Origin of the sequence: Streptomyces sp. NBC_00464, assembly GCF_036013915.1 — a bacterium.
Classification (GTDB): Bacteria; Actinomycetota; Actinomycetes; order Streptomycetales; family Streptomycetaceae; genus Streptomyces.
The window spans coordinates 1-25,797 of sequence record NZ_CP107899.1 but is presented as its reverse complement, the minus strand read 5'-3'; the positions used below and the strand labels follow the sequence as shown (position 1 = coordinate 25,797).

At 71.7% G+C, this 25,797-nt stretch carries 30 protein-coding genes and 6 pseudogenes; 20 read left to right on the top strand and 16 right to left on the bottom strand.

Annotation, left to right across the window (positions count from 1 at the left end; translation table 11 throughout):
* The first annotated feature begins 36 nt into the window (after positions 1 to 36).
* Positions 37 to 561, top strand: coding sequence for a DoxX family protein (locus OG912_RS00170; RefSeq protein ID WP_326733935.1), 525 nt, complete (start codon positions 37 to 39; stop codon positions 559 to 561).
* A gap of 48 nt (positions 562 to 609) precedes the next feature.
* Here OG912_RS00170 and OG912_RS00165 read toward each other — a convergent pair whose 3' ends face one another.
* Positions 610 to 2,256: an FAD-dependent oxidoreductase gene (locus OG912_RS00165; protein WP_327707579.1), complete on the bottom strand. Its 1,647-nt coding sequence runs from the start codon at positions 2,254 to 2,256 to the stop codon at positions 610 to 612.
* A 62-nt stretch (positions 2,257 to 2,318) separates the two neighbouring features.
* The gene (locus tag OG912_RS00160; RefSeq protein ID WP_327707578.1) at positions 2,319 to 3,233 is read right to left on the bottom strand and encodes an AurF N-oxygenase family protein; all 915 of its coding nucleotides are present in this window, start codon (positions 3,231 to 3,233) and stop codon (positions 2,319 to 2,321) included.
* Between the two features lie 343 nt (positions 3,234 to 3,576).
* On the opposite strand from OG912_RS00160, the gene OG912_RS00155 reads away from it, so the two are divergent.
* Together OG912_RS00155 and OG912_RS00150 are read left to right on the top strand one after the other, a co-directional pair.
* Positions 3,577 to 4,002: a DUF3592 domain-containing protein gene (locus OG912_RS00155; RefSeq protein WP_327707577.1), complete on the top strand. Its 426-nt coding sequence runs from the start codon at positions 3,577 to 3,579 to the stop codon at positions 4,000 to 4,002.
* Between the two features lie 318 nt (positions 4,003 to 4,320).
* A pseudogene (locus OG912_RS00150) lies at positions 4,321 to 4,977 on the top strand (IS5 family transposase); the annotation flags it as partial.
* 32 nt (positions 4,978 to 5,009) lie between these two features.
* Here the strand turns inward: OG912_RS00150 and OG912_RS00145 are convergent.
* Together OG912_RS00145 and OG912_RS00140 are read right to left on the bottom strand one after the other, a co-directional pair.
* Positions 5,010 to 5,234: a hypothetical protein gene (locus OG912_RS00145; RefSeq protein WP_326733931.1), complete on the bottom strand. Its 225-nt coding sequence runs from the start codon at positions 5,232 to 5,234 to the stop codon at positions 5,010 to 5,012.
* 507 nt (positions 5,235 to 5,741) lie between these two features.
* Entirely contained in the window at positions 5,742 to 6,632 is an 891-nt protein-coding gene (locus OG912_RS00140; protein WP_327707576.1) for a LysR family transcriptional regulator, read from the bottom strand.
* Between the two features lie 141 nt (positions 6,633 to 6,773).
* Here OG912_RS00140 and OG912_RS00135 point away from each other — a divergent pair, with 141 nt between their 5' ends.
* The 3 genes and pseudogenes from OG912_RS00135 to OG912_RS00125 all read left to right on the top strand — a co-directional run bounded on the left by OG912_RS00135 (position 6,774) and on the right by OG912_RS00125 (position 8,407).
* Entirely contained in the window at positions 6,774 to 7,145 is a 372-nt protein-coding gene (locus OG912_RS00135) for a DUF4267 domain-containing protein (RefSeq protein WP_326740472.1), read from the top strand.
* Positions 7,146 to 7,191: 46 nt separating this feature from the next.
* Positions 7,192 to 7,542, top strand: a pseudogene (locus OG912_RS00130) (cupin domain-containing protein).
* Between the two features lie 292 nt (positions 7,543 to 7,834).
* Complete coding sequence (locus OG912_RS00125) at positions 7,835 to 8,407, top strand: hypothetical protein (protein ID WP_327707575.1); 573 nt, start codon at positions 7,835 to 7,837, stop codon at positions 8,405 to 8,407.
* A gap of 81 nt (positions 8,408 to 8,488) precedes the next feature.
* On the opposite strand, the gene OG912_RS00120 is transcribed toward OG912_RS00125, so the two are convergent.
* Complete coding sequence (locus OG912_RS00120; protein WP_327707574.1) at positions 8,489 to 8,848, bottom strand: hypothetical protein; 360 nt, start codon at positions 8,846 to 8,848, stop codon at positions 8,489 to 8,491.
* 524 nt (positions 8,849 to 9,372) lie between these two features.
* Here OG912_RS00120 and panD point away from each other — a divergent pair.
* The 3 genes from panD to OG912_RS00105 are packed head-to-tail and all read left to right on the top strand — an operon-like array spanning position 9,373 to position 10,852.
* Entirely contained in the window at positions 9,373 to 9,798 is a 426-nt protein-coding gene (gene panD / locus OG912_RS00115; RefSeq protein WP_327707573.1) for an aspartate 1-decarboxylase, read from the top strand.
* A 29-nt stretch (positions 9,799 to 9,827) separates the two neighbouring features.
* On the top strand, positions 9,828 to 10,190 hold the full coding sequence (locus OG912_RS00110; RefSeq protein ID WP_327707572.1) for a GNAT family N-acetyltransferase: 363 nt from the start codon (positions 9,828 to 9,830) through the stop codon (positions 10,188 to 10,190).
* 23 nt (positions 10,191 to 10,213) lie between these two features.
* Positions 10,214 to 10,852, top strand: coding sequence for an arylsulfatase (locus tag OG912_RS00105; RefSeq protein WP_327707571.1), 639 nt, complete (start codon positions 10,214 to 10,216; stop codon positions 10,850 to 10,852).
* 357 nt (positions 10,853 to 11,209) lie between these two features.
* Here the strand turns inward: OG912_RS00105 and OG912_RS00100 are convergent, their stop codons facing one another.
* The 3 genes from OG912_RS00100 to OG912_RS00090 all read right to left on the bottom strand — a co-directional run bounded on the left by OG912_RS00100 (position 11,210) and on the right by OG912_RS00090 (position 13,560).
* Complete coding sequence (locus OG912_RS00100; RefSeq protein ID WP_327707570.1) at positions 11,210 to 11,653, bottom strand: hypothetical protein; 444 nt, start codon at positions 11,651 to 11,653, stop codon at positions 11,210 to 11,212.
* On the bottom strand, positions 11,650 to 12,135 hold the full coding sequence (locus OG912_RS00095; protein WP_327707569.1) for a MarR family winged helix-turn-helix transcriptional regulator: 486 nt from the start codon (positions 12,133 to 12,135) through the stop codon (positions 11,650 to 11,652). Before OG912_RS00095 ends, OG912_RS00100 begins: the two co-directional genes overlap by 4 nt.
* A 63-nt stretch (positions 12,136 to 12,198) precedes the next feature.
* Positions 12,199 to 13,560: a diaminopimelate decarboxylase gene (locus tag OG912_RS00090; RefSeq protein WP_327707568.1), complete on the bottom strand. Its 1,362-nt coding sequence runs from the start codon at positions 13,558 to 13,560 to the stop codon at positions 12,199 to 12,201.
* 233 nt (positions 13,561 to 13,793) lie between these two features.
* On the opposite strand from OG912_RS00090, the gene OG912_RS00085 reads away from it, so the two are divergent.
* From OG912_RS00085 to OG912_RS00075, 4 genes and pseudogenes are all read left to right on the top strand, one after another.
* Entirely contained in the window at positions 13,794 to 14,060 is a 267-nt protein-coding gene (locus tag OG912_RS00085) for a nitrilase-related carbon-nitrogen hydrolase (protein WP_327707567.1), read from the top strand.
* 38 nt (positions 14,061 to 14,098) lie between these two features.
* A pseudogene (locus OG912_RS40000) lies at positions 14,099 to 14,281 on the top strand (nitrilase-related carbon-nitrogen hydrolase); the annotation flags it as partial.
* Positions 14,282 to 14,322: 41 nt separating this feature from the next.
* A complete protein-coding gene (locus tag OG912_RS00080; RefSeq protein WP_327707566.1) occupies positions 14,323 to 15,384 on the top strand; it encodes a hypothetical protein in 1,062 nt (353 codons plus the stop codon).
* 62 nt (positions 15,385 to 15,446) lie between these two features.
* The gene (locus OG912_RS00075) at positions 15,447 to 15,728 is read left to right on the top strand and encodes a hypothetical protein (RefSeq protein ID WP_327707565.1); all 282 of its coding nucleotides are present in this window, start codon (positions 15,447 to 15,449) and stop codon (positions 15,726 to 15,728) included.
* Between the two features lie 599 nt (positions 15,729 to 16,327).
* Here OG912_RS00075 and OG912_RS00070 read toward each other — a convergent pair.
* A complete protein-coding gene (locus tag OG912_RS00070) occupies positions 16,328 to 16,765 on the bottom strand; it encodes a hypothetical protein (RefSeq protein ID WP_327707564.1) in 438 nt (145 codons plus the stop codon).
* Between the two features lie 446 nt (positions 16,766 to 17,211).
* Between OG912_RS00070 and OG912_RS39995 the strand changes: the two are divergent.
* Together OG912_RS39995 and OG912_RS39990 are read left to right on the top strand one after the other, a co-directional pair.
* Positions 17,212 to 17,448, top strand: a pseudogene (locus OG912_RS39995) (Rieske 2Fe-2S domain-containing protein); the annotation flags it as partial.
* Positions 17,397 to 18,143, top strand: a pseudogene (locus OG912_RS39990) (hypothetical protein); the annotation flags it as partial. The pseudogenes OG912_RS39995 and OG912_RS39990, both read left to right, overlap by 52 nt.
* A gap of 791 nt (positions 18,144 to 18,934) precedes the next feature.
* On the opposite strand, the gene OG912_RS00060 reads toward OG912_RS39990, so the two are convergent.
* Positions 18,935 to 19,126 (bottom strand): hypothetical protein, encoded by a 192-nt coding sequence (locus OG912_RS00060; RefSeq protein WP_327707562.1) that lies wholly within the window; start codon positions 19,124 to 19,126, stop codon positions 18,935 to 18,937.
* A 513-nt stretch (positions 19,127 to 19,639) separates the two neighbouring features.
* On the opposite strand from OG912_RS00060, the gene OG912_RS00055 reads away from it, so the two are divergent.
* Together OG912_RS00055 and OG912_RS00050 are read left to right on the top strand one after the other, a co-directional pair.
* Entirely contained in the window at positions 19,640 to 19,927 is a 288-nt protein-coding gene (locus OG912_RS00055) for a hypothetical protein (protein WP_327707561.1), read from the top strand.
* 427 nt (positions 19,928 to 20,354) lie between these two features.
* On the top strand, positions 20,355 to 20,825 hold the full coding sequence (locus OG912_RS00050; protein ID WP_327713304.1) for an SDR family oxidoreductase: 471 nt from the start codon (positions 20,355 to 20,357) through the stop codon (positions 20,823 to 20,825).
* A gap of 122 nt (positions 20,826 to 20,947) precedes the next feature.
* Here the strand turns inward: OG912_RS00050 and OG912_RS00045 are convergent, their stop codons facing one another.
* On the bottom strand, positions 20,948 to 21,259 hold the full coding sequence (locus OG912_RS00045; RefSeq protein WP_327707560.1) for a hypothetical protein: 312 nt from the start codon (positions 21,257 to 21,259) through the stop codon (positions 20,948 to 20,950).
* 16 nt (positions 21,260 to 21,275) lie between these two features.
* On the opposite strand from OG912_RS00045, the gene OG912_RS00040 reads away from it, so the two are divergent.
* The 3 genes from OG912_RS00040 (at position 21,276) to OG912_RS00030 (ending at position 22,181) form a co-directional block, all read left to right on the top strand.
* Positions 21,276 to 21,653: a hypothetical protein gene (locus OG912_RS00040; protein WP_327707559.1), complete on the top strand. Its 378-nt coding sequence runs from the start codon at positions 21,276 to 21,278 to the stop codon at positions 21,651 to 21,653.
* 40 nt (positions 21,654 to 21,693) lie between these two features.
* Entirely contained in the window at positions 21,694 to 21,843 is a 150-nt protein-coding gene (locus tag OG912_RS00035; protein ID WP_327707558.1) for a hypothetical protein, read from the top strand.
* A 179-nt stretch (positions 21,844 to 22,022) separates the two neighbouring features.
* Positions 22,023 to 22,181 carry a hypothetical protein gene (locus tag OG912_RS00030; RefSeq protein ID WP_327707557.1) on the top strand — a complete coding sequence of 53 codons (159 nt, stop codon included), beginning with the start codon at positions 22,023 to 22,025 and terminating at the stop codon, positions 22,179 to 22,181.
* Positions 22,182 to 22,538: 357 nt separating this feature from the next.
* On the opposite strand, the pseudogene OG912_RS39985 reads toward OG912_RS00030, so the two are convergent.
* The 5 genes and pseudogenes from OG912_RS39985 to OG912_RS00005 all read right to left on the bottom strand — a co-directional run.
* Positions 22,539 to 22,826: pseudogene (locus OG912_RS39985) on the bottom strand (AI-2E family transporter); the annotation flags it as partial.
* Positions 22,775 to 23,938 (bottom strand): hypothetical protein, encoded by a 1,164-nt coding sequence (locus tag OG912_RS39980; RefSeq protein ID WP_443061068.1) that lies wholly within the window; start codon positions 23,936 to 23,938, stop codon positions 22,775 to 22,777. The pseudogene OG912_RS39985 and the gene OG912_RS39980, both read right to left, overlap by 52 nt.
* Positions 23,868 to 24,341, bottom strand: coding sequence for a class I SAM-dependent methyltransferase (locus OG912_RS00015; protein WP_327707554.1), 474 nt, complete (start codon positions 24,339 to 24,341; stop codon positions 23,868 to 23,870). The genes OG912_RS39980 and OG912_RS00015 overlap by 71 nt, the downstream gene beginning before the upstream one ends.
* Before the next feature lie 63 nt (positions 24,342 to 24,404).
* Complete coding sequence (locus OG912_RS00010) at positions 24,405 to 24,602, bottom strand: hypothetical protein (RefSeq protein ID WP_327707553.1); 198 nt, start codon at positions 24,600 to 24,602, stop codon at positions 24,405 to 24,407.
* Between the two features lie 160 nt (positions 24,603 to 24,762).
* Positions 24,763 to 25,689, bottom strand: coding sequence for a hypothetical protein (locus OG912_RS00005; RefSeq protein WP_327707552.1), 927 nt, complete (start codon positions 25,687 to 25,689; stop codon positions 24,763 to 24,765).
* Between the last annotated feature and the right edge of the window lie 108 nt (positions 25,690 to 25,797).

Below are 25,797 nucleotides of genomic sequence, written 5' to 3'. Positions count from 1 at the left end.
TTTCCGGCCGGGCCCCCGAACCTCCCGGAGAGCCTCATGGGCAGCGTCAACCGTCGTGACCTCGGCCTGCTTGTCCTTCGTGTCGGCACCGGAGCGGTGCTGGCCGCGCACGGCAGCCAGAAACTCGCCGGCTGGTTCGGCGGCGGAGGCATCGAGGGCACCACGGCCGCGATGGAGGCCATGGGCTTCCATCCGCCGAAGCACAGCGCGGTCGCGGCCGGCCTCGGCGAGGCGGGCGGCGGCGTCCTGCTGGCCCTGGGCCTGGCCACCCCGGCGGCCGGAGCCGCCGCCGCGGGCGCCATGGCGGGGGCCGTGGCCGTCCACGCCCCGGCCGGATTCTTCGCGCAGGGCGGTGGCTACGAATACCCCGCCTTCCTCGGCTTCACCGCGGCCGCGATCGGCCTGACCGGCCCCGGCCGCTACTCCGTGGACCACGCCACCCGGCATGTCTTCAACCAGCCCTGGATGGTCGCCCTGGCCTTTGTGGGCAGCGCCGCGGCTGCGGTAGCCGTCGTCGGCAAGCGGGCCAAGGGGCAGGTCGCGGAGCCGGAGGAGTTCTGAGCAGGACCGTCCCGCGCTACGCGTACGCCGGGGTGCGGGACGCCCGCTTCAGCGCGGAGACCGCAGGCGGCTCCCCTTCGACGCGGCGATCAAAGCGGGCACCGTGGCGAACTTGATCCGCGGGCGGCCCTGCTCGCGGCCCCGGGCCTGCTCGGCGCGGTCGATGGCGGCCAGCCCCCGGGCGTCGACCACCTGGCGGCCACGGCTGCGGGCCAGCCGCCCGAACGCCTTGGCCGGGTACGCGGGCGAGGGCAGGGTGCCCGCGACGGCGTCCGCCAGGAGGGTGCCGACGGTCTCGGCGGCGCACGTGCGGTTGGCCCCGATGCCGCCCGACGGGCCGCGCTTGATCCAGCCGACGACATAGCTGCCGGGCAGACCCGCCACCCGGCCGCCCTCGTGCGGCACGGTGCCGGTCGCCTCGTCGAAGGGCAGACCGGGAACCGGAAGGCCCCGGTAGCCGATCGCCCGCAGGAACAGGTCCGCTGGTATCTCCTGAGCACCGGCCGCGGCCGTCACACGGACCGCCTTGACGCGGTCCTCGCCGAGCACCTCCACGGGCGCCGAGTGGAAGCGGAAGACGATACGACGCCCCGGCGGCGGGGGCTTCGACCAGTCGACCGCCTCACGGGGCAACTCCCTCAGCAGGGCAGGCTTGTCGCCCGCCGCCGCCTCGTCGATCGCCGCACCGGTGCGCGGATCGCCGGTGTCGACCACCAGCTCCACGCCCCGCAGATGCCTGAGCGCCAGCAGTTCGGACGCCGTGCAGGCGGTGTCGTCGGGGCCGCGCCGGCCGAGCAGGACGACCTCGCGCACGGTGGAGTCCCGCAGGGCGGCCAGCGCGTGGCCGGCGATGTCGGTGCCGGCCAGTGAGCCGGGGTCGGTCACGAGGATGCGTGCCACGTCCAGCGCGACGTTGCCGTTGCCGACGACGATCACCCGTTCCCCGGACAGGCCGACAGCCTCCGGCGGGACCTCCGGGTGAGCGTTGTACCAGGACACGAACGACGTGGCCGGGATGCTGCCGGGCAGATCCTCGCCCGGGATCCCGAGCCGGCGGGAGGCGGAGGCGCCGACCGCGTAGATCACCGCGTCGTGATGGGCGGCGAGCTCCTCGGCGGTGAGGTCCTTGCCCACCTCGACGCCCAGGTGCATCCGTACCCGGGGGTGGGAGTGGAACCGTGCGAAGGTCTCGCCGACCCCCTTCGTCGCCGGGTGGTCGGGCGCCACCCCGTACCGGACGAGGCCACCCGCCACCGGCAGCCGGTCGATCAGCGTCACCTCGGCGTTGGTGTGCAGCAGCAGGTCCTCGGCCGCGTACATCCCGGCCGGGCCGGTGCCGACGACGGCCACCCGGATCGGTGCGAAGTCCGACGGCAGGCTGCGCGCGAACGACGGTTCGCCCCAGGCATGGAAGTTCGGCCCTGCGGCCGGCTCCGGCTCACGGTCCGCGTAGTACGCCGCGTTGATCCCGGCGTACTCCTTCTGCGCCCCGAACAGGCTGTCCACCGGGAAGATCGCGTCGACCGGGCAGGCATCGGCGCAGGCTCCGCAGTCGATGCAGGTCTCCGGGTCGACGTAGAGCATCTCCGTGCTGCCGAAGGCCCGTTCCTCGGGCGTGGGATGGATGCAGTTGACGGGGCACACGGCGACGCAGGTGGCATCGCTGCAGCAGGTCTGGGTGATGGCGTAGGTCATCGCGTCAGCTCGGGCTCTCGGCTCGGATCAGATCGGGGCGGCGCGCTTGCGGGGGTCTCGGGTCAGATCAGGTGGGCGCGCTTGTAGAAGAACAGGGCGGGCTTCGTGAGGAGCCGGGCCGAGGCCAGGAATTCCATCAGTCCCGAACAGCTGGACCGCATCAGGGATTTGTGGTGCTCATTGCCCCTTGCCTCGCTTCGGGCGCGCTCGCTGTCCAGGCCCGCGTTCGCGTAGACGTCCCGGTTCACCATGCTGGTGACGATGTAGTACGAGGCGATGGCGACCACGAGCGAGTTGATCTGCCGGCGCAGCGGTCCCGCGGTGCGCAGGCGCCTGCGGGTCTCGTCGCGGGCGAACTTCATGTGCCGCGACTCCTCCACCACATGGATGTTGTTGATCGTCCGGACGAACGGTGCGACCCGCTCGTCCCGCATCCAGTCGCGCTGCATCACATCGAGCACCTCCTCGGCCACGAGGATCGCCGCGTAGGCGGCCTCGCCGAAGGCAAGTGTCTTGAAGGCGCGGCCCAGTTCGACCACCGGACGGCGCGGCCGGTAGGCCGGTGCGCCCAGTTTCGCGGCGCCCCGGGCGAACATGATCGAGTGCCGGCACTCGTCGGCGACTTCGGTGAGCGCCCACTGGAACCGCGGGTCGGTGGGGTCCTTGGCGTACATGTCGCGCAGCACCATCTGCTGGAGGATCATCTCGAACCAGATGCCGGTGCTGGCGACGGAAGCGGCCTCCTGGCGCGTGAGCGCCTTGCGCTGCGTCTCGGTCAACTCCTGCCAGTACGCGGTGCCGTAGAGCGTGCTCCACTCCGGGCTCGCGCCGTGGTGACCGGTGTCCAGGGGGGTGTCCCAGTCCACTTCGGTGGCCGGGTCGTACGAGAGCTTCGCGGCCGAGTCGAGCAGGCGCCGGGCGACGTCCTGCTCGGCGATCCGGTTCTGGTCCTCCGGCCGAACGGTGCTGCTTGCCATGCTGCGGCTCCTTGAATCGAGACAGATCGACCCGACGGCTGCCCGGCCTCTTCTCTCATCCCGTGTCTGCCCGATGAGATCGACGGCTGCCGGGCGCCGCCCTCGCTTGTTAGACGCGACGTCTAGCAAGCTGTTAGACGGAAGGTATAGCAAGAGGGCCGCGTGGGCCTAGCCCTGCGGAGGGAATCCGTACGATCTCTCCACGCGAAGGCGAACTCCGGGGCCGCGGGAAGCCCTTGTCGGCCGGGTCGCACCGGGGGATCATGGCGATCGCGCCGCCACGTCCGGCTACCGGTCGTCATGCGGGGCGGACGCCGGACACCGGACCCATTCCTGGAGAGTCATGGTTATCGCTGTCGTCTACTTCGTCGTCGCCCTGACCGCTGCCGTGGTGTTCGGCAGGACCCTGGACCGCCAACTCCAGGGTCCGCGACTGCGGGCCGCCTGGGACGGCCTCACGGCCGAGGCGCGGTGCACGGGGGTGCGCACGGAGGAGATCACGGATGTCGAGGGTGTGCCGATGGTCCTCTCCCATCCCACGCTGGAATTCCGGACGCCGGACGGCCGCACCGTCAGGTTCGAGGAACTTCAGGCTCAGCTCGACGTGAAACAAGGTGGGTTCGTGACGGTGTACTACGGCGAGCACGAGCCGGAGTCGGCGACCGCCCGCCCCCCGTCCTTCGTGCCGCGCCACGTCAGGACGCTGGTCACGGGGGTGGGCGGCGCATTCGCTCTGGTGACGGCCGTGGTGCTGGCAGGGGTGCTCTGAGGGGCTTCGGAGGCCGGAGTCGGCGTTTCGCGAGAAGAAGCGCGACCCGGCCGTTCTGTCAGCGAGCGTTTGGTTCGTATATCAGGTGTTTGGCTACGATTCTGAGCGGTCAAGCGGAGTCGACTGAGCGATGATTCGCCGGGTATGTGGCTTAAGAGGCAATCTGTGGACCAGTAATGCGCCGAGTTTCTTATGAGAGATCCCGTCTCATTCGGAAGCAACCTGGTTCACGCGGGTCTGCGAACCCGCGCCCCGGCGCCCCGGATGCCTCGGCACACGCCCTGCCCATGTTCGGCTGCAGCCACGTACCCAGGCATCATGCAGCCCTCGCAGTCCTACCCCAGCGACCTGTCCGACGCCCGCTGGGAACTCATCCGCCCCACCCTGGAAGCCTGGCGCCAAGCCCGCGCCGGCATCCGCAAGCCCACCCACGACCTACGCACCCTGATGAACGCCATCCTCTACGTCGACCGCACCGGCATACCCTGGCGCTACCTCCCCCACGACTTCCCACCCCACCAGACCGTCTACGGCTACTTCGCCCGCTGGGAAGCCGACGGCATCTTCGACCAGCTCACCACCATCCTCCGCGGCAAAGTCCGCAAGGCCGAAGGCCGCACGAGCCAGCCCAGCGCCTGCCTGATCGACAGCCAGAGCATGAAAACCTCCGCCACCGTCCCCCTGGCCAGCCAAGGCATCGACCCGGCCAAAAGAATCATCGGACGCAAACGGCACACCGTCACCGACACCCTCGGCCTCCTCCTGGCCGTCGCCGTCACCGCCGCGAGCGTCCACGACTCTGCGGCCGGCACCCAGCTCATGACCAACGTCGCCGCACTCCACCCGACGATCAGCAAGGCCTGGGCCGACAACGGCTACAAGACCAAAGCCGTCGAACACGCAGCCCGACTCGGCATCGACCTCGAGATCGTCCAACGCGACCCCACCACCCGAGGCTTCCACGCGACAGCTAGACCAAATGAAACAGACACCGGAGAACAAAACGCTCACTGAGGCGGGGCAACCTCTGCCAGGGCTCCCGCGGCGCGGTGCCGCCGGTGGTGGGCGAGGGTGACGACGGCGAGCAGGGGCCCCCAGGCGGCCAGCGGCAGGTACAGCACCCCGGCGATGCTGCTGCCGAGCGGAGTCCTGTCCGGGTGGGGGACGGCCCACCAGAAGGCGAACTGGGTGAGGACCAGGGTCAGTAGCCGGGCGCCGACGCCTGCCGTCATGGTCACCGTGCGCGGGTTCGGCCGCCGCCCGCCGAAGAGCGGGATCCACCGCGGCGGTGCCTCACCCCACGGGCGGACCAGCCTGAGCGTGAGCAGCGAGCAGTTCCCCGCTCACGGTGAGTCCAACCACGTACACCGCACCCCAGCCGGTGAAGCCCATCGCCTCGTATCCAGCTCGGTGTACCCGGCGGTGACGCCGGCTGCCAGCAGCAGGCGCCAGATTCCCGACGGCAGGGTGACCAGTGCGGTGGCGTGGGCGGCACGGACGGCCCAACGAGGTGGGGGCGGAGGGCTCGTGTCGAGTGGTGCGGTTGTCATGTGCACCCTTTTCTCGGCATGCGAATGCTTCGGCATCGCCGTTGTGGATGGTCCTTGGAGCAGGCTTGGGAGGATGTCCCTATCTCCGTCTCCTCCGTATGGGGGGAGAGCGTCCACCCCCATACGGCGAGGCGGACCCGGTCGTCGACCGTCAGACGGACCCGTCTCCTGTGACGTTTGGTCGGCCTCTCATCCTGTGAGTGGTCCCGTGTCCCGCGCCGCCCTTGCGAGTGCACGGACCAGTTCTGTCTCTCCGGCCGTCGGCCAGATCAGGGCCCAGCTCGCCATCGGGGCGTCGTGCGGGTGGAGATAGCGGAGGCCGTGCCACTGGTAGTAGCGTGCGGCATCGCCGTGGACGAGGCTGATCGTCTCGCCTGCCGCGACCACGGCGGCGAGCTCTTGGAACGAGGAGACCTTCGGGCCGCGCCGGATGGGCCGGCCGCCGGGGGTGTGGGTGGGGACCAGCGTCTGCAGCCAGTAGTCGGGGACGGGTGTGGCGGAGTGGGGGAGAGGCCAGTCGGCCAGGTCCTCCATGCTGACGGTTTCCCGGCGGGCGAGGGGGTGGTCGCTGGCGACCATGAGAAGCAGGGGTTCGGTGATGACGATCGGGCCGACGGTGAGATCTGGTTCACGGACGGGCAGCCAGGCGGTCGCCACGTCGACCGAGCCGTTCCTCAGAGGGCCGAAGGGGTCCGTGAAGATGATCTCCTGGATGCGGAGGTCGACCTCGGGGTGCCGGCTCCGGAACAGGTCAAGTATGCGTACTTGGTCGTGTGCCTGCGGGCCGTGCAGCCCGAGGGTCAGTGTGCTGGTGGTGCCGCGGGCGGCAGCGGTGGCGGTGCGAGTGCCTTCGAGTATCTGCTGGTAGCCCGCGCTGAGGTCTTGCCGAAGTTGTGTTCCGATGGCAGTGAGCTCGACCTGGCGGCTGTTCCGGGCGAAGAGGCGCGCGCCGATCTGCCGTTCCTGTTTGGCGATCGACTGGCTCACTCGCGCCTGTGAGACGTGGAGGCGGTCCGCGGTCCGGCCGAAGTGCAGTTCCTCGGCCAGCGTCAGGAAGATCTCGATGTCCCGTAGTTCCATTGTCCCCGCCTTCAGTGATAACTCCTGGGTTATCAGACCATGTGAAGCCGAGGATTGTTCGCGCGTTTCGTGCGCTGCATCCTGGATCACGTCCTCTCCGAGGACATCCACTGGTACTCGGCGCAGGCGCAGGGAGAAGACGTGCTCACACCGCTCGCGTACGGCTTGGCGGTGGTGCTTGATCTCCTGGTGGTCTTCATCGGGCTCCGCTTCTTCTTCCAGCCGCGGGCCGCTGCCGCAGGCTACGGTGTGCCGGCCAAGGAGAACGGCGACTCCGCGTACCTGACCATCAAAGGGCTGCGCGACCTCGTCTCGGGCCTTCTCGGGCTCGCCCTGCTGGCCTTCTCGGACACCGACGCAGCGGCATGGTTCATGCTCGTGATCGCGCTGACCCCGCTGGGAGACACGGTGATCGTCCTCCGTAACGGTGGTACCAGGGCGGTGGCCTTCGGCATCCACCTGGCCACGGCAGTCGCAGTCCTTGTCTCGGCCGCACTTCTCTTCGCAGCCTGACCTCTACGCCACGCCGCCACTCCGCAGCTTCTGGGAAAGCGAGCAGATGTCCCTCATCCACCCGGATTTCGACCGGTCTCTTGTCGTGCGCGAGGCAGACGCCGAGATCATCGGACGTGGGCCCCGACCACCATCCGTCTGCTGGCCGACAGCCACGTCACGGGAGGTGCGCTCTCCACGCAGCGTGTCACCCTCAGCGACGGCGCGAACGGCGCGAACCCGTGAGAGCGCGGACATCCTCATCGTGATCACCCCGGGGGTGGAGCGGTTCGAGTACTCCCGTCACCTCGAGCGCATCGCGTACGGAACGGTCCCGCCGGAGAGCCTGCTGGACGTCCAAGAGCTGTACGACACGTACTTCCAGCAGAGCGAGGCGTGGAACTCCGCTCGCGCCTGAACCTGAGGGGAGTCACAAGACACCAGTCCGGCCGCCGGGCCTACGGGGCGAACCACCAACGGCGGATGCCATTTTCGATACGCGAGGAAGATCATTCATGGCTCGATGCAAGGCATGTCCCGAGAGGAAGGGCCAGTGCCGCACGTGCAAGGGCACCGGCAAGGTCTACGCATGGTCCGGCCCGCGCAAATGTGACAAGTGCGGAGGCGACGGAGTCTGCTGCGGGTGTAACGGGTCGGGCTCCACACCCGACTGGTAGTCCAAGCTGAACGGCGATGTCGAGGAGGACGAAATGCGGTTGCGAGGTTGGGTGTTCGTCGCGGCTACCGTTGTGGCGCTGACGGCGGTCAGTGGCTGTGGCGGTGGCAGCGAGGACGGAGCCGAGCGCTCCGACGGCTATGGGCAGTCCGCCGGCAGCGGAGGGCGGCTCGCGGACGCTGAGCCGCCGCCCAGGCCGAGTGCTGCGACCATGTCGGACATCGAGACGTTCGTCAGCCAGCGCACCACCTGCCGCGACCTGCACATGGAGGACAGTGCGGACGAGGAGGATCCCGAGGCACCAGCAGTAGGCAAGGCTTGGGGCATTAAGGAGCGAGCCGTTTGTTGGGACGACAAAGGCATGGACATCACGCTCATGTCCATCGGCGACATGAAGACCTTCCAGGTACAGGCGAAGCGCCACAACTCCGCGTACCTGGTGGGGGCGGACTTCGCCATCTTCGCGCGCTTTGATCAGCCCACCAATGATCTCAAGGACTCCGGGCTCTTGGCTCTCGTCTGCGATCCGGAGACTCGGATTCCGAGCGGCTACAAGAAGGAAAAGGCGCTCGTTGACGGCTGCACGTTGACCGACTTCTTCCCCTGACAGGACGTCATGGCGTGCTGCGCTCCCCAGGTCAGGGGGGTGCAGCACGCTAGTGCCGCGTTGTCGCAGAGCACGCGGGCATCAGTACGTCCAGGGCGCGCAGTACGATGCGATGCTTCTCCGCCCGGCCTGGTCAGCAGCAGCCCGAACCACGGCCTGAATCTCATACCGCGATGCCCCGACCTTGAGGCGTATCGACGTCGCACCGATCGCGCGTAGCTCCTCCGTCTGCGGGATCGGGGCGAGGGTGGGCTTCCGGCGTGGCGGCTCGTCCTGGTTCTCCTTCCGCTTCTTGTCCTCCGCCGCGATGGCGGACTTCACCTTCCCGACGAGCGCTTCGTCGGAGTGGACGGAGATGTTAGACGGCTGGGTCAGGTGCTGGAGTACTTGCTCGGTCGGCTTCAACAGCTCGCCTTCACGGTGTGCGCGGGCGTTCGCCATCGGTTGGACCGTACGGAAGGGAGGAGCGGCGCACGCGAGTGCGCAGGGGAGCGTGACCTTGGCCTCGGCCCGGGCGGGCCGGCGTCGGCGCCTTGGCCCCGCCTTGCTCGAGAGTTCCGCGCTGCCGAGCGGCCTCGGGCGGGCGGCAACCAGCGAGCCGACCCCCGGAGCAGTCGAGCGTCGGCCGGCTGATGGCCAAAGGGGCCGTGCCCCGTGAGCCAGAGCGATGTCGGTGCCCGACAGGTCGGTGATGCGTGGGCGCACGTCATCCGTGTGTGCAGAGTGACTTCCCGTATGCCTGATGGCTTATCAGGTAAGTCGGCATCCGGTCAGCATGAGCCCCCGCGCGTCCCGGGGTGATCGTCCCAACGGGCGCCGGTGCGAAGGGAAAGCCCCGGTATCGAGCCGCCTTGCCCGATCGGAGCGATGTTTCTCACAAACGTCGAACGGGGGCGTCGGTGTAAGGTCGAGACCGCCCTTGACCTGCACAAAGCAGGCAGGGAGCCGTCTTAGAGGAGTCCAAAGTGCTGCGCACTCTGTTCAAGTCCAAGATCCACCGAGCCACCGTGACCCAGGCCGACCTGCATTACGTCGGGTCCGTCACGGTCGACGCCGCGCTGATGGAGGCCGCCGACCTGCTGCCCGGCGAGCTCGTCCACATCGTCGACATCGACAACGGCGCCCGCCTGGAGACGTACGTCATCGAGGGCGAGCGCGGCTCCGGTGTCATCGGGATCAACGGTGCCGCCGCCCATCTCGTGCACCCCGGCGACCTGGTCATCCTGATCAGCTATGCGCAGGTCGACGACACCGAGGCGCGCGGCCTAATTCCGCGTATCGTCCATGTCGACGCGGCAAACCGGATCGTCGAGCTCGGCGCCGACGCCTCCGCGCCCGTGCCGGGGACCGATACCGAGCGCAGCCCGCATGCCGTGCCCGCGGCGCGCTGAAGCGTCTCACTCACAAGGGAGCAGGAGCCATGGCGGAGCAGGCCGGACAGACCGGACCCCGGATCAGTGACGACCGGGCCGCGGGCAAGCTGCTCGCGTACCTGGACGGTGAGGCCGCCGGGGTCATCGTGTACTTCGTGCTGGACGGGACGCCCGCGGCGCTCGTCGCCGTGCACACCGTCGTCGAGCAGGGGCACGAGGGCAAGGGCATCGGCGGTTCCCTGGTCAAGGAGTTCTACGCCATGGCGGCCCGAGAGGGTGTCCCCGTCGTCCCGCTCTGCCCGTACGCCGCGAAGTGGGCGTCGCGCCACCCCGACGAGGCCCCCGAGGCCCCGGCGGAGCTGGTGGAGCGGGCCAAGAAGGAGCTCGCCGTCCACCCCGAGCTCTACTGAGGCTTCGGGATAGCGTGTCGCGGATGAGCCTCGCACTCCTGCACACCTCCCCGGCCCACATCCCGGTGTTCGACGCCCTGCGCGACGCCCATCACCCCGACCTCGCCCTGCGCCACCTCGTGCACAAGGACCTGCTCGACCGGGCCGGGGTGCTGGGACCGGAGGCGGTCGAGGGTGATGTCGAGGCGCTGGTCACCGGTGCGGTCGCCGACGGGGACACCGCCGTGCTCTGCACCTGCTCGACGATCGGCGGAGTCGCGGAGGCCGTCGGGGCGCGCCTCGGCGTTCCGGTCCTTCGGGTCGACCGGCCGATGGCGGCCGACGCCGTCCGTGCCGGGCGGGTCACCGTTCTGGCGGCACACCCCGCGACCCTGGAGCCGACCCGGGCGCTGCTCGCCCAGGAGGCGGAGCGTGCGGGGGAGCGGGCCGCGCAGGTGCGCACCGCTCTCGTCGACGGCGCCTGGGAGCGTTTCGAAGCCGGTGATCATGACGGGTACCTGGATCTCGTGGCGGCAGCGGCCGACGCCGTGACGGGTGCCGATGCGATCGTGCTGGCCCAGGTCTCCATGGCGGGCGCGGTCACCCGTACGGCTACCCGGATCCCGGTCCTGGCCAGCCCCCGACCGGGCCTGGCGGCCGCGGCGGCCGCGGCCGCCCGCTGAACCGGCCGGAGCATCCGCAGCCCGTACGTGTGGACTCGCCGGGCGCGGGCAGCCGCTCCGGGAGACGGTGGAGGAGATCCACCCCGACCGTTCGGAGGCCCGAGATGACCCACCCGTTCCCCGACCCGGTACCGCCGGCGCCCACCCCCGGACCGATGCCGGGGCCGCCCCGGCCGCTGCCGGAGCCCACGCCGGTTCCGCCCGGCCCGGGGCCGACGCCGCCCGTGCCCACACCCCCGGGTCCGGCGCCGGACCCGATCCCGCAGCCGCCCGCGCCGAACCCCGAGCCGGTGCCGCCGCCCGAGCCGGAGCCTTCACCGGTCGGCTGACGGGCACCGACGCCGGCGGCCGGAGAGCTCAGCCCTCGGCCAGTACGGCGTTGGCGCGGGCCGTGAGCTCGGTCAGCACCCGGCCGGCCGCTGCCATGTCCTCGGCCGGCAGGTCCGCGTACAGCCGGGCAGTGATCGTGGCGATCCCGGCCCGCTGCGCACGGTGCGTCTCCTTGCCCGCGGCTGTCAGGGTCAGCCGTGCCACGTCTGCCGACTGCTCCTCCAGCAGCCCCTGCGCGAGCAGGCCGGACAGTGCTGCCTCGGCCGTCGTGGTGTCGACCTTCAGTGTGGAGGTCATCCGCTCGACCAGCCGGTCGCGCTCGATGCTCCCGTCGCCGTCCGCCGTCGCGTTCAGTGCGACGGACTCGTGGAAGGTGGCGCCCGTCTCTGCCAGCAGCCGTTCCAGAACGGCGCGCGTGGCGTAGTGGGCCTGCCCGATGACCTGGCCGTTGACGCTGGGTGCGGTGGTCATGATGACTCCTCGGTGGGTGGATCGGTGACTGCGGGAACCGGTACGTCGAGCAGGGCCGTCAGCGCCCGGGTGAACGCCTCGGCGTCAGGGCCGTCCAGACCGCCCAGGGGTGCGAGCAGTCCGTCGACGAGCCGGCGCACGATCCCGACCGCGTGGTCGGCGACCTTGAGGCCTTCGACGGTCAGGGACAGCTGGACCGCCCGGGTGTCGGCGGGGTCGGCGGCCCGTTCGACGAGCCCGGCAGCTTCCAGGCTGCGTGCCAGTTTTGAGACATAGAGCGCTTCGAATCCGGTGTGGTCCGCGAGTGCGCGCTGACTCGGCCGCAGCCCTGTCCGCTGCATCCCCAGCAGGGATCCCAGCAGCGAGTACTGCGCGTGCGTCAGTCCGAGCGGCCTCAGCGCCCGGTCGATGGCGACCCGCCATTTCATCGACAGGCGCCAGACCAGGAAGCCGGGGGTCGGACCGTCAAGTGCGTTGCCCATGGCAGATACAGTACATGGCTACTATGTCCATGGCTACTAAATATCGGAGAGGTGCCCCAGGGCTCAGGCGTTCAGCTCCAGCAGGGCGTCGGCGTGTGCCAGCCCGCTCTCTTCGGCGATCGAGTCCAGCGACTGGGCGTCGCGCACCGGGGCGAAGCGGACCGCCGGGCCGTCCTGCCCGGGGCCCGCCACCGTGCCGAATCCGTACACCGCAGGCCGCGGCAGGCTGTTGTACGCCCACGGCGTGGAGAAGTAGTACGCGCCCGTGTCGTACAGCACCACGTAGTCGCCCGCCCGCAGTTCCGGAAGCTCCCGGGCGTGCGCGACGACGTCCCCCGCGAAGCAGCACGGACCCGCGATGTCCTGGACGAGCGAAGGCCCGGCCTTCGCTCGTCCATCGGCGCCGAACGCGCCGACCCGCAGCGGCCAGGCGTCCGGCATGAAGACGGTGCGGGTGGCGGTCTGCGCGCCCGCGTGGGTGAGCGCGATCCGGCGGCCCCCGGCGTCCTTCGTGTACTCCACCAGCGCGCCGATGAAGCCGTTCTTGGCCAGCAGCGACCGGCCGAACTCGGTGACGAGCTCGTACCGCCCGTCGAACAGCCCCGGCACCGCCCCGCGCAGCGCGGCCACGTAGGCGGCGAAGGTGGGGCGGACCGTGTCGTCGGCGAAGTTGACCGGCAGGCCGCCGCCGATGTCGAGGCCGGTGATCTGCCGGCGGCCGACCCGGACGTTGACCTCCTCGGCCAGTCGGTACGTCTCCCCGATGCCTGCTGCGATCAGCTCCAGGGAGCAGCCCTGCGAACCGACATGAGCGTGCAGACGCGTCAGCCACGGGTGCGCCGCGAACGCTTCCACGACCCGCTCCCGCGCGCCGGGATCGCGCAGCGCCACGCCGAACTTGGAGGTGGCGGTGGCCGTGCTCATCGCGCCGATGGAGCCGCCGCCGACCTGGGGGTTGACCCGGAGCCCGATGGCGGACACCGCGTTTGACGGCCGCAGTGACGCGATCCGGTCCACCTCGTCGAGGTTGTCGGCGTTGAGCGCCACGCCTAGGGCCAGTGCCCACCTGATCTCGTCACGCGTCTTGGCGGGGGAGTCGAGGACGATCTTCGACGGCGCGAACCCGGCATCGAGCGCGATCCGCAGTTCACCCGGGCTCGCGACCTCGCAGCCCATGCCGCACTCCGCGAGCAGCCGCAGCACGGGGACGAGCGACGCGGCCTTCGCGGCGAAGGTGTGGAGCACTCCGGGAACCCCCGCGAACGCCTCGTGGAGAGCGGCGACCGAGTCGCGTACCCCGTCCGTGTCGACGAACCCGACGACCGGGCTGGACTCGCCCAGCAGGCCGGTCGCGACGGCGTGGCGGACCGCGGCGGCGACACGCTCGGAGGAGGGCGGGGCGGAGGGGAACGGCGAAAGGCTCATGGAATCAGAGTCGGTGATGGTCGCCCCCCAGTCTCTGTCCGGCAGGACAGTCTCGGCGCAGGCTCTTGTCCGGACGGCCCAGCAGCTCCTTGGCCTTCGGCGCGTCCGGCCGGATCCGTGAATTTCATGACGACGACATGGGTCAGCACCACCATCGGCCTCTCTTTCGCCAGGTCATGCGGCGAGTGTATGTTCGGGAAACACTGTTCCGCTAGAGGAACCAGGAGGCCCTCGTGAGGGTTGCCGCTGTCCAGTTCGCCGTCGGTCAGGACGTGTCCGCGAACCTCGCGGGCTGCCTGCGGATGATCGACCAGGCCGCCGCCGAGGGCGCGGATCTGGTGGTCCTGCCGGGTTTCTGCAACCACCTGTCGTGGTACGACGACCGCGACCACGCCCGGCGCATGGCCTGCTGGCTCGGCGACGCGTTCCTGACCGCGGTCGCGGAAGGCCGGGCACCCGCGCATCCGCGTCGACTCCGCGCATCGTCTTCGCCGACGTGACTTCGCCGGCGCAGCCTGCTCTACGTGCCGTCGCCGAAATGCTCGACGAGCGACGAGCAGGTGCTGATGGACGGCGGGCGGTATCGCCTGGGGAGCGAGGAGCTGGCCCGGTCGTGCCCACCGCGTTCGGTACCGTCGGCATGTATGCCTGCATGGAGGGCGTCGCGCCGGAAGTGGCCCGCGGCCTCGCGCTGCGCGGGGCGCAGGTGCTGCTCAACAACACCAACTCGTTCGCCACGGACGAGGCGAGCCTGCACATCCGGTGCGGGCGGCGGAGAACCGGGTCTGGGTGGTGGCGGCCAGCAAGGTCGGCCCGCTGCTGCCGGAGGACAAGCTCGAGGCGATCAGCGCCGGGCTCAAGGTGCCGCCGCAGTGGCTGCACGGCGCCGGGGAGAACTCCAGGTCGTGGCGCCGGACGGCTTCGTCGTGGCGAAGGGCCCGCGCACCGGCGAGGCCGTGGTGGTCGCCGACATCGACCCGGCCGCCGCCCTCGACAAGCGCCGGCCCGACGGCACCGACCGGTTCGGCGCCCGCCGCCAGCCCGCTCTACGCGGCGATCGGCCGCCCGCCGCGAGCCCCGGCCCGGCCGCAGGCCCTCGGGGTCGGTGCGGGCCGCCATCGTACGGGCGACGACACCCGGCGCTGCAGCGCCACGCGCGACGTGCTGGCCGCCGGCGCGGCCCTGCTCGTGCTGCGAGCTGGCGGAGCCCTGGGTGGTGCCGGCGATGCGCGAGCTGCTGGACGGCACGGACGCGGTCGCGGTGACCAGCGTCCTGGCCGACGGCGCGCACACCGGCGTGGTGGTGTCCGGCACCGGGACCGTCGGCCGGCGGCGCGGCTGCACCCGGTCGCGCGGCTGGCGCCGACGTCAGCCGGCACGGCGACGGCCTCGCCACGTTCGACCTGCCGTGGGGGCGCCTGGCGGTGGTCGTCGGCGACGACGCCATCTACCCCGAAGGTGTTCCGGCTGGCCGCGATCGCCGGCGTGGACGTGGTGGCCGTGCCGTTCACCCCGGCCGAGGACTGGGAGCTGGCGCTGGGGCTGCCGGAGCGGGCCGCGGAGAACCGGCTCAACATCGTCGCCGCGGCGCCGCCGAGCCTGCCGGCCGCCTTCTACGCGCTGAGCCCCGACTTCACGCTGTGGACCGCGTGGCGGGGCCCGTTCACGGGCCGGATCAGCCACCCGATCGTCACCGGCGTGGCGGCCGACGCGCCCGCGGCCGCGGTGCTCGCGCCGGCGCAGAGCCGCAACAAGCTCGTGTCGCGCGGCACCGACCTGCTCGACGGCCGGCCGTGGCAGCTCGTCGACGCCCTCACCCGTTGACATCCGTTACCCGTGGCGAAACACTGTTTCCATTGCTGCGGCACGACTTGGAGAGTGAGCGCGTGGAGGAAACCGTCCAGCACGTCGAGGAGATGCTCGACGCCTCGCCCGTCATCGACGTCGACACCTTCGCACAGTTCCAGCAGCTCCTGACGGATCTCAAGGCCAAGATCGACGCGAGGTTCACCACGACGCGCGACCCGTCCACGGACATCCTGGAGCAGTACGGGACGTATCCGGAAGGACCCGGCGGCCGGGTGGCCGCCTACAACCGGGCCGGAGGTCCGTTGGATGGTGCACTCGTGGCTGGGCGACCCGTCGCGCAGCTTCGTCAACCTGCCTGACCTGCTGGCTCGGCCCGCAGGTCCGGGCCTGCACCTCGGCGTCGCGCTGCTGTGCTGGCCCGGCGGCTGGTTCTACACCGACTACATCCCGCGCACCGACATCGTCGTGGACGGCGGCTACTTCGACCGCTACTACGCGCCCGTCAACGACGACTGGCTGGCGCACAAGGCCGACCGCAGTTCGCCTGGTTCACCAGCCGGGCCGCGTTCATCCGCGCCTCGCTGTCCCCAACGCCTACGGCGTGTACTCCTTCGAACGCACCGAACGGAACCTGACGGTCGTCAGCGACGTGCTGCACGCCCGGGTCGACCGGTGGCTCGCCTGGGTCGACGAGGCGCCGCCCGGTGCCCGAGGAGGAGCGCGCCGCGCTGCGCGAGCGGGACCTCGCCACCCGGCGCAACATCCGCCGAGCGCGACCCGGCCAACGTGATGGGTGTGCGGTACTTCGGCGAGGAATACCCAGCGTCTCGTGCGCGCCCTGTGGGGCGGCGACCGCGAACTGCCGCGCCCGTGACGCACTTTACAGTCCGATCCCTGTGGTCCGCCGTCACGATTCCGGCGCCGAGGCCCCCTACGCCACCGCGCACCTGAAGGTGCACTACCCGGCGCTGGTCACCGGGTCGGACGCCGAACGGCTCAGCGGCGTCTTCCAGGCCGACCCGGCCGGCGGGGCGTACCAGTGGTGCTCGTGCTCAGCGGCGTCAACGTCGGGCAGGACGGCTACCGCTGGCTCGCCGTCGAACTGGCCCGGCAGGGCTTCGCCACGGTCACCTACGACTGGGTCGGCCCCCTGTTCGCCGGCCAGGTCGGCATCACGCCCGGCGTCGACCTCGCCCTGGCCCGGCCCGGCACGTACGGCGACGGCCCCACCTGCCAGGCGATCGAGCCGGTCCTGCGGCAGCTCGCCGCGCTGCACGCCGACGGCCCTGCGCGGCGCGCTCGACCTGGACCGGGTGGCGCTGTTCGGCCACTCCGCCGGCGGCACCGTCGCGCTGCAGTCCGGCCGCTTCTTCCCGCAGGTGCGGGCGGTCGCCACCTACGGCGCGCACACCATGGTCTCCACGATGCTCGGCTGGCCCGCCGGCACCGTCGCGGAGGCACTCGTCGACTCGCCGGTGCTGCTGCTGGCCGGCACCGAGGACGGCGTCATCGCCGCCTCCGCCGACCGGTACGGCGCCGCCGGCGGCGACCCGCACGACCCGGTCAGCCGCACCTTCGACGAGGCGCTCGAGGACCGCGACGGCGCGCACGTCCTGGCGACCGTCGGCGGGGGCCAACCACTTCAGCGTCGTGGAACCCGCCGACCCGACCGCAGCCCGCTCGTTCCTCGACCGGCCGTCCACCGCCGGCGGCTCCACGGTCCGCGGCGTCATCGCCGGCCTGCTGTCCGCGTTCCTGCGCACCCATCTGCGCGGCGGCGACCCCGCCGCCCTCGACTCTACGGACCTGGTGGGCCGTCCGGCGCCGCTAGGAGCCTCGCGCATGTTGAAGAACTACCTGGTACGCGGTCGAGTTCGCCGACCGTGTCACCACCACCCCGCTGCGCGCCATGTGCCTCGGCCAGGAGCTGGTGCTGTACCGCACCCGAGGCCGCGATCGCGCTGTCGGACCTGTGCGTCCACCGCGGCGCCGCTGTCCGGCGGCTGGGTCAGCAACGACTCGATCGTGTGCCCGTACCACGGCTGGGAGTACGAGCCCGGCGGCGCCGTGAAAGATCCGGCCAACCAGCCGGGCCGCGGCATCCCGAAGAAGGCCCGGGTCGACTCGTACCCGGTCCGGGAGCGCTACGGGTTCCTCTGGGTGTTCCTCGGCGACCTGCCGGAGGCCGAGCGCCCGCCGATCCCGGTCTGGCCCGAGTTCGACGACCTCGTCGGCGACGGCGGCCAGTACAAGGCGGTCACCGGCGAGTACCTGTGGAGATCAACTACGAGCGGATCCTCGAGAACGGCTGCGACATCGCGCACACGCCGTTCGTGCACGCCAGCGCCTTCGGCAACCCGGAGCGCCCCGACGTCGAGGAGTACGAGCTGGAGATCCCCGACCAGTGGTCGGCGTTCGCGACGGTCCGGCTGCACCCCGCCCGCGCCGAAGGGCATCTGGTCGCTGGTCGGCCGGCGCGGCCACAACCTCAAGGACCGCCCGCCGGTGGCGACGACCGCCGGCTGGATGCTGCCGAACATGATCAAGCTGCACGTCCGGCTGCCGCTGGGCAATCTCATCATCTACGACACGAACATCCCCGTCGACGAGACGACCACGCTGGTCAAGTGGGTCGCGCTGCGCGACGCTTCACCGGCAACTGGGCCGACCGGAACGCCGTCCAGCGGGTCGAGAAGATCTTCGGCCAGGACGCCCCGGTCATCGACCGGGTCCGCCCCGAGCTGCTGCCGTTCGATCTCGGCGCCGAGCTGCACGTCAAGAATAGCCTCATCGCCGTGCACTACCGGCGGCGCCGGCAGGAACTGGCCGAGCAGGAGCTGGCTGCTGGGCGAGGAGGACCGCATCATGGGCGACGTCCCGCGCCGAGAGGCCACGGTCATCGCCTCACCGGCCCGGCGGGGGCACCCGGAGCTGGCCCGCGCCTGGGTGCACAAGGCGAAGGGCGAACACCCCACGGTCGCCGAGGCGGAGCGGATCGGCAAGGCCCGCCGCGACGCCGAGGACAACGGCACATTGGAGGAACTGTGACGTCGCTGCCCTTCGCCCTGGCCACCCGGGCCCTGGACGCGATCCTCGCCCGGCAGCCGCTGACCGAGGCCGGCGGGCCCTACCGGGAGCTGCGCTCACCCATGTCGCCGGCGCCGGTCGGCACGATGCGGGTCTGGCAGGGCGACGGCGAGGTGTCCCGGATCGTGTACGTCGGCCTCGTCGTGCACCCCGATCGACCTCGACAGCCACATGGTCTTCGCGTTCACGGACCCGGCGTCGGCGGTGCCGCCACTTCACGCTCGACTCCGTGTACAGCGGCGCTACCACGCCTACCACCTGGACCTCATCCCCCGGGCCGAGCTGTCGTCGCACCTGGCGTACATGGACAGCGCGTACCATCCGCTGACCGCGTGCTACGAGGAGGCGTCGCAGCGCGAGGGGCTCACCCGCGCGCACATCGGCCCGCGCCAGCACGCGCTGATGTCGCCGTGGATGCTGGTGCACCGCGCCGACGAGGCCGCGTTCCGGGGCATGGACCCGATCGTCGACGCCTACGTCACGCTGGCTCGACCTGGTCGCGGCCGGGCTGCCGGCACAGGTCACCGCGACGCTCGCCGACACCGACCTGGCCGCCCGGGACGCGACCGTGCGCGCCAACCTGTTCCAGCCCGGCGGTCGACCCGGTGTGGGCGCAGGTGTCGCGGCTGCTCGGCGAGGCCGCCTCCGACGAGATCCGCGGCGTGCTCATCGGCGGTCCGCTGTCATGACCGCCTCGCCTTCGCAGTGGCAGCAGCGCATCGCCGGTGAGTGGCACGGCCGGCCGAGCCTCTTCGACGCCGACGGCACCTGGCGCGGCTACGAGGACATCCCGCCGCTCCTCCGTCTTCGCCGACGGCGTCACCACGTACTACATGGACGGCCGGTCTCGAGGGGCGGCAGCCCGCTCGCCAGGCGGTTCCGGCTCGGCGCGCCGTTCGCGTTCGGCGTCGTGGACTCCGACGCCGACCGGATCTACACCGGCCCCGACTTCTACGGCACCGGCCAGCCTACGGCACGTTCGTCGACGCGCACTACTACGGCCCCGGCTGGCGCGGGTCGACCTCAACACCTGGAACCAGGTGCTCGGCGACGACACCCAGGTGTACTCCTCGATGCTGTACCAGGGACCGGCGGTCGTCGGCTGCTTCAACGGCGTGTACAAGCGCGGCGTGGACGGCGACACCCTCGCCGCGCACCTCGCGGCGGAGACCCCAACGGCCCGGTGCCGTTCGTCCTGCCGACCAAGCAGGCGGGCGTCTACAGTGGACGATGCGAGCTGTGGGGCGCGGACCAGAAGCTCGCCGGGCCGGTCGACGTGGAGCTCGCGCTCACCCCGCTCGACCTGCTGCGCACCCGGCTGTCGGTCACCTGGACCGGCGCGCTGGAGCGCGCGTACACGGTGGACTGGCGCCGCGACGAGTTCCGCGCCTTCTACGAGGGGCCGGGCGCGTGGGGCAACGATCGCGTTCGGCCGGGCCAGCTACAGCACCGTGCACTGCACCATTGGTGAAGCTGACCGGCCGGGGAGTTCATGCTCGACGCCACCCCCGGCATGGGCGCCGGCACCGTGCTGGCCGTCGCGTACCGGGTGTACGAGGGCGCCACCCTCGCCGGCGTCGTGCACGGCTCGCTCACCTGGAGCGCGGCATGACCGTCGTCGTGGTGACCGGGAGGACCCGCGGCGCGCTCGACGCGCCGAAGAGCTGGTGCTGGCGTTCCGCCGGGCTTCCGTCGTCCTGTGGACGGGCAAGTGCCGGCCGGTGACCCGGACCGCGGTGCGCGGCGTCGTCGCCGACGTCACCGACCGCATGCGTGCGCGACCTGGAGCAGGCCACCGTCCGCCGCGGCACGGCTGGGCTCGGCTATCCTGATCAACAACGCGAAGGACCACCCACCGCCGCCGGCCGCCGGGACCGCCGCCGGCAACTCGTGCCGTCATCGACGTCAACCTCCGCGGCCTCGCCCACGCCAGCGCCGTCGTCCTGGCCGCCATGCGCGCCTTGGGGGCACGGGGCCTGTGGAACATGGAGGGCTTCGGCTCCGGCAACCAGAAGGCGCCCGGGCTCGCCGCGTACGGCACCACGAAACGCGCCGTCACGTACCTGACCGACGCCCTGGCCAAAGAGCTCGGCAAGGACTCCCCCGTCACCGTGGCGCACCTGTCGCCCGGCATGGTCGTCACCGACCTGCTCGCCCAGGACTACACCCCGGAGGAGCTCGCCAAGGCGAAGAAGATCTTCAACATCCTCGCCGACACCGTCGAGACCGTCACCCCGTGGCTCGCCGAGCAGGTCCTCGCCGGGGTGCCCAACGGCGGGCGGTCGCCTGGCTCACCACCCCGAAGGCGGTCGGCCGGTTCGCCACCGCCGCCTTCCGCAAACGGGACCTCTTCGCATGACCACGAATGATTACCCGGTGATTCTGGCGGTAGAGGACTTCGTACCGACGCTGCTGGCCCTGGCCGGGTTCTGGCTCCTCGCCGGGCTCGGCACCGCCGGGAGAGTCACCGCCGGGCGGGCCGGCGCGGTGCTCATCGGCGCCGGCGGCCCAGCCGTCGGCGTGGAAGCTGCTCGTCGCCGGCTTCGGCGTGGACCTGCCGTGGCTGGAGGCCGCCCTGTTCCCGCTCATGTCCGCCGGCGCCGTCACCCTCGTCTGGGCGCTGCTGCCGACGGCGCCGTGTTGGCCGTTCGCGGCCGTCTCCACCGCGGTGGCCGGCGGCGCCCTGGTCGCCGGCACGATGAAGCCGGTCTTCGTCCTCGCCACCGCGGGCGTCACCACCGTGAGCGTCATCGGCGCCGGGTACGCCGGGCGGCCAGGCCAGGACCGCGATCGCGCTGTACACGCTCGGCATCGTCCTGGTGACCGCGCTCGTGCCGCTGCGCAACCACCCCGAGCACGAGACGCTGCGCCTGCAGTGGATCGAGCAGGGCACCAACACCGCCGCGCAGCTGGCGTTCCTCACCGCGGCGTGGCTCACCGTCCGCGCCTGCCGTCGCTCGCCCGCTCCCCTCCATCGAGGTGCCCGCATGACCGACGCCCTGGGCTGGCGCCACAAGTTCGGCGTCATCGCCCCCTCGACCAACACGATCGTCGAACCCGACTTCTACGCCATGGGCGTGCCCGGCGTGACCGCCCACTTCTCCCGCATCCACATCCCGCAACCAGGACCTGTCCAGCGACGAGGGGTTCGAGAACCTCCTCACCCAGATCCGGGCGGAGATCGGCCACGCCTGTGAGCGGGTGCTGACGTGCGAGCCCGACTTCATGGTCATGGGCATGTCAGCGGAGACGTTCTGGGGCGGTGTCGAGGGCAACCGCGAAGTTCGTCGCCCAGATCACGGCATCACCGGCCTGGGCGTCGCCACCGGCGCCAGGCCTGCGAGCGCGCGCTGCACCTGTACGGCGCCCGCCGCATCGGTGTGGTGACCCCGTACCAGCCGGTCGGCGACGAGAACGTGGTCCGGGTCTCTCCGAGCTCGGTTTCGAGGTGGTGCGGATCAAGGGGCTGCGCTGCCCGACAGCGGTGTCGATCGCGCACGTCACCGAGGCCGAGTACGCGCGGCGATCCTCGAGGTGGACGGCCCCGACGTCGACGCGATCGTGCGGTGCAGGCGAACCTGTCGATGGTCCGCCTCGCCGACGAGGCCGAACGCTGGCTGCGCAAGCCGGTGATCGCCATCAACGCGGCCACCTGGTGGATGGCGCTGCGCGACAACGGCGTCCAGGACAAGGTGTACGGCGCCGGCGGCCTGCGCGACCACTGACCGGGGCCGGGGACGGCGCGTCACGCTTTCCCAGCACGTCCGGCACCGTGTCCGCGGCCCGTCAGGCGGCTCCTGCCGCAGCTCGGCACGTGGCCCGTCCCGCGGCCCGGCAGGCGGCTCGGCAGGCGGCTCGGCACGTGGCTCGGCAGGCGGCTCGGCAGGCGGCTCGGCAGGTGGCTCGGCAGGCGGCTCGGCAGGCGGCTCGGTACGTGGCTCGGTACGTGGCTCGGCAGGTGGCTCGGCAGGCGGCCCGGCAGGCGGCTCGGCATGCGGCTCGTCGTGCAGCATCTGGCTCCACCAGACGGCGATCGCCGCGACCGGTGGCGCCGGCAGCACCCCGACCAGGCCGGCCAGGGCGCCCCCGACGACGGTGACCGCGAGGATCACCGCAGGGTGCAGGTCCAGGGCGCGGCCGAACACGAACGGGCGCAGCACCTCGGGATGTTCTGCGTCACCAGCACGATCACCAGCATCCACTACGGCCGCGGCCGGGCCGCCGGCGCCGAGCGCGACGACCACCACGAACGCCGCCGAGACCCACGCGCCGAGGTACGGCACGTACGCCGCGACGAACGTGATCAGCGTCATCCCGATCAGCGGCAGCCGCAGCGCCACGGCGCCGAGGGTGATGACGACGGTGTCCATGCCCGCGACGATGGTGGTGCCCACGATGTACCGGCGCATCCGCAGCGCCGCACCATCCACACCAGCTGCCGGGTCAGGCCGGGCCGCAGCGGCAGCCGCCGTTCGAGCCACGCCACGCCCGCCGGGCCGTCCTTGAACAGGTAGTACAGGACGAACGCGGCCACGAAGACCCCGATCGCCGCCTGCACGGCCAGCGCCGCGCGCCGCTCAGCACGGCCGAGCCGACGCCGAGCACGGCGGTGCGCCGCTGCGGCGAGCCCAGCGGCGTGTCGAGCGGGTCGGCGCCCAGCGCGGCGTGCACCTCGTCCCCCGCGCCGGCCAGGACGTCGCTCCACGCCGCGCCCATGCCGGCGAGTGCGCCAGGAGCAGCCGAGCACCACGAGCAGCGCCGGCACCAGCAGCGCCCCGACGAGCGCGGCCAGGGCCGGCGAGGCCGTGCCGGCGCAGCCACTGGACGAACGGCTGCAGCGCGGCGGCGACGACCAGGGTGACCAGCAGCGGCGCCAGCACCCGCCAGCACCGCGCCCAGCCCGGCGATGACGGCGGCGGCACCGACGATGACGCCGGTCACCGGCATCAGCCCGACCGGCCGATGCGGAGCGCCAGCCAGGTCGGCGGGTTGTGCACACCCATGGCGCGGCAATGCCCCGGCGCGCGCCGGTCAATCCTGCTTCCGGCCAGGTCGTGCAGGAGGTGAGCGGACCGGCGGTCAGGGTGCCGTGGCGGTGGCGAACACCCGGCGCAGCGAGGCGAACGTCTCCAGGGACCGGCGCCTGCTCCTGCAGCGACCGCATCGCCGCGTCGGCCTCCGGCTCGGCGACGACCGCCTCCCACAGGTCCGCTCGGCCTGCCGCCAGTCCGGCCGCTGCCGGACGTCGACGTCGGCGAAGCCGGCCTCGTGCAGGTCCCGCAGCAGCTGTACGGCCCGGATCCGCGGCACCAGCGGGTCGTCCAGGTCGGCGGCCTCCCAGCAGGTCAGCGCCACCCGGCCGCCCCGGCTTCAGCAGCCGCCGGAACTCCCGCAGCGCGGCCAGCGGCGGCTCACCGAACTGCACCGCGTCCACGCACATCACCGCGTCCGCCGCGCCGCCCGGCAGGCCCGTGTCCAGCAGGGTGCCGACCCGGAACTCGGCCCGCCCGGCCGGCAGCCGCTCCGCCGCCGCGTCCGCCGCCTGCCGCAGCGCCGTGGCCGGAGAAGTCCACGCCGACCAGCCGGGCGCCCGTGCGGTGGGCGATCTCGATGCCGTACCCGGCGCGGCCGCAGCCGATGTCGAGCAGCAGCCCGTCGTGCGGCACCCGCAGCGCCTCCTCCACGTCGGCGACGCCCTGCCAGGTAGACAGGCTGGTGGAGCGCAGGTACGCCGGCAGCTGCAGCATCCGGGCGACGATCGCGTCGCGGCTGGTCGAGTCCGCGATGTCGGCGTACCACCGGTCGAAGTACCCGGCATCGGGCAGCGCCGCCAGGCGGGCTCGTCCGTCGTCATCCGGGCATTGTGTCCCAGCGGCGCCCCTCACCGCTGCCCTCGACGGCGTCCAGGTGCCGCCGGCTACCGGGCGTCGTCCACCTGGCCGGCGGGGTCATCGCTCCGCCGGGTCGTGGGCGGCACGTCGTCGGCGTGGGCGATGCAGGTCCAGCTCGCGCCACAGCAGCGCCACGAACACCGCGGAGCCGGCGAAGGCGAACCAGAACGGTGCCGTCACGCCCACCCGGGTCGCCAGGACCCCGCCGATCGCGGAGCCGACGACCAGACCGCCGAAGACGCTGATCGTGTTCACGCTGCCGACGCGGCCCTGCAGGTGCTCGGCACCGCCCGCTGCCGCACGGTGATCGACGTGGTGCCCCAGATGAACGCGTGCGCGCCGAAGACGAACATGACCGCACCGGCGATCCGCCGACGTCGACCGCGAGCGCCAGGTCGGGTGAGCGTCTCGATGATCAGCCCGGCCCGCATCCGTTGCCGAGGCTCACCCTGCTGGTCAGCCGGCCGTACATGGCGGTGCCGAGCAGCCCGCCGAGGGCGCCGGCGGTGGTGAACGGGCCGAACCCGACGGCGCCGAGGCCGAGGCGCTGCTGGGCGTACAGGACCAGCACCGACCAGGCGGCGCCGAACGTGACGTTGAAGATGAGGATCGTCAGCGACAGGGTGCGCACCGCGGGGTGCCGGACCGTCCACCGCAGCCCCTCGACGACCTCGTGCCGCACCCCCTTGGACCGCTTCGCCTCGGGCTGCTGGGTCCCGGGCTGCCGGGTCCCGGGCCTGGTCCGGGCAGGCAGGACGACCCGGGAGACCAGCAGCACCCCGGCGGCGACGAGCACCGTCTCGGCGAGGAACGGCCACACCAGGCCGGCCGCGAACAACGCCGCGCGCCGATCGGCGGGCCGACCAGCTGGTTCAGGGTCAGGAACCCGGCCTGGATGCGGGCGTTGGCCACGGCCGGGTCGTCGCGGTGCACCAGCGTCGGCGTGAGCGTCGCGGCGGCGTTGTCGGCGAACACCTCCGCCGTGGTCAGCAGCGCCGAGCGCGACGAGGGCGGGCACCACCGTGAGCCGGTCCGCGGCCAGCAGCGCGACCACGACGACGAGGGCCGCGGCGCGCACCCCGTCGGCCGTCATCACGATCCGCCGCCGGTCGAGCCGGTCGGACAGCACCCCCGCGTACAGGCCGAACACCAGCGGCGGCGCCCACCGCAGCAGCGCCGCCGGCGACACCAGGAACGCGTTGCCGGTGAGCGACGCCACCAGCAACGGCCCCGGCGGCGACCGCGATCCCGTCGCCGAGGTTGCTCGTCCACGACGACGCCAGCAGCACCGGAAGCCGGTGCCCAGCCGCGCCGGCACGAGACCTTCGACGAAGCTGCCCACGAGGAGAGGACCTTACGTGCCCGCGCGCCACGGCGCACCCCGTAACGCCGGGCCCGCGCTGTTCCCCGGCCGGTGCCACCGGGCGCCGCCGGCACCGCACGTGGCTGT